The organism is Mycobacterium sp. (genome assembly GCF_046095365.1).
Taxonomy (GTDB): domain Bacteria; phylum Actinomycetota; class Actinomycetes; order Mycobacteriales; family Mycobacteriaceae; genus Mycobacterium.
This window is the reverse complement of record NZ_JBJTJF010000173.1, coordinates 1-4,285: the sequence shown is the minus strand read 5'-3', so window position 1 is coordinate 4,285 and position 4,285 is coordinate 1. Positions and strand designations below refer to the sequence as shown.

Annotated in this window: 6 protein-coding genes; 2 read left to right on the top strand and 4 right to left on the bottom strand. The window is 69.1% G+C overall.

Annotated elements, in window-relative coordinates:
* The first annotated feature begins 269 nt into the window (after positions 1–269).
* Entirely contained in the window at positions 270–566 is a 297-nt protein-coding gene (locus tag ACKOQ4_RS13210) for a DUF4333 domain-containing protein (RefSeq protein WP_526292539.1), read from the top strand.
* A 14-nt stretch (positions 567–580) separates the two neighbouring features.
* Here the strand turns inward: ACKOQ4_RS13210 and ACKOQ4_RS13205 are convergent, their stop codons facing one another.
* From ACKOQ4_RS13205 to ACKOQ4_RS13190, 4 genes are all read right to left on the bottom strand, one after another.
* Positions 581–1,297 carry a hypothetical protein gene (locus tag ACKOQ4_RS13205; RefSeq protein WP_526292537.1) on the bottom strand — a complete coding sequence of 239 codons (717 nt, stop codon included), beginning with the start codon at positions 1,295–1,297 and terminating at the stop codon, positions 581–583.
* Positions 1,298–1,319: 22 nt separating this feature from the next.
* Entirely contained in the window at positions 1,320–1,652 is a 333-nt protein-coding gene (locus tag ACKOQ4_RS13200) for a hypothetical protein (RefSeq protein ID WP_526292535.1), read from the bottom strand.
* An 89-nt stretch (positions 1,653–1,741) separates the two neighbouring features.
* Positions 1,742–2,239, bottom strand: coding sequence for an SRPBCC family protein (locus ACKOQ4_RS13195; protein ID WP_526292533.1), 498 nt, complete (start codon positions 2,237–2,239; stop codon positions 1,742–1,744).
* Positions 2,239–2,973 carry a hypothetical protein gene (locus ACKOQ4_RS13190; protein ID WP_526292531.1) on the bottom strand — a complete coding sequence of 245 codons (735 nt, stop codon included), beginning with the start codon at positions 2,971–2,973 and terminating at the stop codon, positions 2,239–2,241. The genes ACKOQ4_RS13195 and ACKOQ4_RS13190 overlap by 1 nt, the downstream gene beginning before the upstream one ends.
* A 109-nt stretch (positions 2,974–3,082) precedes the next feature.
* Between ACKOQ4_RS13190 and ACKOQ4_RS13185 the strand changes: the two genes are divergently transcribed.
* Positions 3,083–4,285, top strand: a 1,203-nt coding sequence (locus ACKOQ4_RS13185; protein WP_526292529.1) for an adenylate/guanylate cyclase domain-containing protein, incomplete at its 3' end; no start/stop codon positions are given.

Below are 4,285 nucleotides of genomic sequence, written 5' to 3'. Positions count from 1 at the left end.
TCGAACCGGTACTCCACCTCAAGAGCCCGGTAGATGCGTTCCGCGCGCCCCTCCCGGGAAGGCTTCAGCCAGGACCGAGACCGCCTGATCAGCGCTCAGGCGCGTCGTCCGAGGCTTGCCGGACATGCGGCATTCGAGACGTACTCGGTCGAGACGTACTCGGTCCTGACCCGGCTGCCCATTCCGTTGCCACGAAGCGCACCATGCGTGTCGCCGAGCGCTGGTCGAAGACCGCCCGCAATCGCCGGCCGTGCCGTAGGTTCTGCTGGATGAAGACGCCCCTCGCCCTGGCCGCCGGATCCCTGCTCGCGCTCAGCGCGGGCGCCGGGATCGCGTCGGCGTCCGTCAGCGCTGCCGATCTGCAGCAGATGATCAGCTCCCAACTCAGCTCAGAGGCGGGTTCGGGGCCGGCAACGGTGAACTGCCCGGGCGATCTGGACACCGATATCGGGTCCTCGATCACCTGTGCGGTGACCATGGGCGGTGAGACGCGAGGGGTGACGATCACCGTCGCCTCGATCGAGAACGGCCAGGTCGGGCTGAGTATGGCCCTCGCCGAGCAGTAGTCCGCCCACGCCGGTCAGGACACCAGCGAACGGACCCGGAACCGCCACGAAACGACGGCAGCGATCGACCCGCCGATGATGCCGGCGTAGGCGAAGGGCCACACCAGGGTCTGGGCGACCCCACCGCGCCCGGACAGCACCGCGACGCCGATGCACCCGATCGCCAGCGTGCCGACCGCCTGCGAGGCGATCAACAGTCCGACCATCGCCGAGCGCTGGTCGCCCCGCAGCAGGTTCAAGCCGTACATCGAGACCATCTCCAGCGCACCCAGCGCGCCCAGGAAGGCGACCCAGTACGCCGCCATCCAGCCGTCGGGCCTGACCAGGTAGAGGTGGTCGGCCGGCATGGTCGTGGAGATCGGGCTCGCGAGCACGCAGACGACCATGACCGCTGACGCCAGCGCGATCGGCGTGAGCATCTTGGCGCGCATGAAGCCGTCGATAGCCCCGTCGGGCAGCAGTCTGAGGTAGACGGACCTGATCCCCATCGCAGCTCCCGCCAGATAGCAGAAGTGGGCCATCACCATCAGCAGGTAGTACCGGCCGGTCAGCGGGAACGACGCCGCCGCGACTCCGGGCCAGGGCGAGTCCAGCGCGGCGCCGGCCCCGAACAGTGCGATGCCCCAGGTGATGGGCGCATCCCAGCGGGAGCCGAGAGCGAGGCGACGTTCCCACACCGCCCAGGCCGCGACCACCACGACCAGGATGTTCACCAGGTACAGCGCGCTCACAGCATCCCCCGCGGCCGGCCGCTCAGATCGGCGGGGCGTCTCGACGCGGCTGGAGGCGGGCCAGGCGCGGACCGCGCGTCGCGCGCGCGGACGCGGCCCTTTCCGGGTCGGCGTAGGCGAGCACGTCGTCGGCGCTGATCAGTTCATAGCGGACCAGCAGGTCGACCGGGTTGATTCCGAACGCCGCCGCCAGCCTTAGCAGATTGTCCGCGGTAACCAGCCGGCCCTCTTCCCGGGCGAGGTAGTAGGCCGACCGGGACACCCCCAGCGCACTGACGACCTCGCTGGTGCGCAGTTGGCGGCCCAGGATGCCGGACAGCACGGTTCCGACCTCGCGGTCCCTGTCGTCGATCACGGCCACCGTCCCGAGCGCCCTTCTTACGCTGAACGACTCCCAGCATAAGGGGCGGTCCGCGTTTCCCGGGAAAGGTCTGCGCTTCTCTGTCAGCGCAGTCCGCCGGGGTCCTCGGCGCGTTCGCGCACCGCGGCCAGCGTCCTGATCATCGCGGACCGGAACTGGCCGAGCCTGGCGGCGACGATCCGCTCGGCCTGATCCGGGGACCTCGCAATCAGCGCCGTCACCCCCGACGGCCCGGGCCCGATCCGCGCGATGTAGTCCAGCCGGGTGCCGTGGCCGGTCGGGTTGAGCTCGAATGTCCAGGTCGCCGAGGGGTTCTCGGGGTCACCGACCGCCCAGCCGAACACCCGGGGCGGATCGAAGGCGACGATCTGGGAACGGGTGGTCCACTCCCCCACGGCCGGGTGGCGGTTGTGGCCGAGGAACTGCGCCCCCAGCCGGGGGCCGTCGAAACCCTCGGCCCACTGCACCGCAAGCAGCTCCTCGCTGACGGCGGGCATCAGCGCGATGTCGGTGATCAACTCCCACACCCGCCGGGCCGGCGCGGCGATGTCGACGAAGACGGCCGCCTCGTGCCCGCCCATCAGAACATCTGCGGCAGCAGGAGCATGCGGATGCAGGTGGTGACCAGCAGCAGCAATCCGGTGAGAATCAGCGCCACCTGGATCTTGGGTGAGGTGAACTTGGTGGCCACACTGGCGAAGAACAGAACCAGTGCGAACAACACGGCGAGCATCACGTACTTGGTGGCGGTGTTGCTGGCCTCGTCCGCCTCGCCGAGACTCGCTTCGGCCTTGTTGGACAACTCATCGGCCTGAATCTGCGACGGCACAACGTAACTCGGCAGGTCCAGCGGGGTGCCGTCAGGCACCCGCGCGGGGTTGCCGTCAGCGTCCACCGGAACCGTGCCCAGCCACTCCTTCTGTGATTTGTCCAGTGCCGGGGAGAACCTGTCGCGCAGGAAACCGGCCCGGTCCTTCTGTCCGGAGGCCACTGCCTCCACCCAGGCGATCCACATCTGTGAGTCCACCACCGACTGGCTGGTGGCCTCGGATGCGGCCCGGTTGGCGTCGCTGCGCTGGATCGCCGAGACCGACTGGGCATCGGACTGCGCGTTGGACCACTGGCTGGCCTGGAACGAGGCCCAGGTGGTGGCCACCGCCGCCAGTGCCAGGATGATCGCCGTCCAGGAGTCCAGGATGCGCTGCCGCCGATCCCAGGGGTCTTCGGGTTCGGTCGGGGCGATGTCGGTGCCCAGAAGCTCGTCGACGAGGTCGTCGACCTTCTCCAGCACACTCTCGTCGTCGGTGTCGGCCACGGCTGCTCCTCGGGTGTCCGGCAAGGGGTGCGTGACCGTCAGTGTGCCGTGGCTCCCCGCCCCCCACCGGCGTTTCCGCCCCCGACCCGGCCGCGGCTAGTCTTGACGGGTGAGGTCCGACCGGAAAAACGCTGGCAGACTGGCGCCGGAGGGGTGGCTGCGACGGCTCGACTGCGAGCGCCTGCAGCGCCGGCCCCCGGCGCGTAACCAGCACTGGGCCGAGTCCGTCTCCAGGCCACAGATGGTCCTGACCTTCGCCACCTGGATCGCCGCCGCGCTGACCGCCACCCTGGGTGTGCTGCAGACCGTCACCGGAGAGGGCGTGCTCTACATCGGGGTGATAAACCTCTGCCTGGCGGCGGTGTTTCTACTCATCCCGTTGCTGCACCGGTTCGGAAACATCATCGCCGCAATGGTTTTCGTCGCCGTCTCCTTTATCGCGCTGACCTTCGTCGGCACCCAGATCGGCACCGACTCCGGCGTGCAGTTTTACTACCTGGTCTCTGCGTCGCTGGCCGTCTTGGTACTCGGCCTCGACCACCTCGCCCTGGCGGGCGTCACGGTGGCGGTGGGCGCGTGCCTGGTGGTGTACCTCCAGTTCACGGTGCCGCAGGACACCGGAATCCAGCCCCGCTGGGCGCTGGACGCCGGGTTCGTGCTCGCGACGTTCGGCGCGTGTCTGCTGATGTTCGCGACCGTTTGGTATGCCCTGCGAGAGGCCTCCCGGGCCGAGGCGGCCATGGAGGTCGAGTACGACCGCTCCGAGGCGCTGCTGGCCAACATCCTGCCGGCCACCGTGGCCGAGAAGCTCAAGGACCCGGCGCACGGGGTGATCGCCGACCGCTACGACGACGCCTCGATCCTGTTCGCCGACATCGCCGGCTACACCGAGAAGGCCAGCGAGATCCCGCCGACCGAACTGGTCCGGTTCCTCGATCGCCTCTACACCACATTCGACCGGCTGGTGGACCGGCACGGTCTGGAGAAGATCAAGACCACCGGCGACGCCTACATGGTGGTCAGCGGCGTGCCCACCCCGCGGCCCGACCACGTCGAGGCGATCGCCGACCTGGCGCTGGATCTGCTACGCGCGGTGGGTGAACTGCGCGACCCGCGCGGCAACCCGGTACCGATGCGGATGGGCATCGCGACCGGCCCGGTGGTGGCCGGCGTGGTGGGGGCGCGGCGGTTCTTCTACGACGTCTGGGGCGACGCCGTCAACGTGGCATCCCGGATGGAGTCCACCGATCAGCTGGGCCGGATCCAGGTGCCCCAGAACGTCTACGAGCGGCTCCGGCACGCCTTCGTACTC

What these genes read in the sequence shown, in the direction of transcription:
- ACKOQ4_RS13195 (WP_526292533.1), bottom strand. Translation starts at nt 2,239, where the DNA reads ATGGGCGGGCACGAGGCGGCCGTCTTCGTCGACATCGCCGCGCCGGCC.
- ACKOQ4_RS13210 (WP_526292539.1), top strand. Translation starts at nt 270, where the DNA reads ATGAAGACGCCCCTCGCCCTGGCCGCCGGATCCCTGCTCGCGCTCAGC.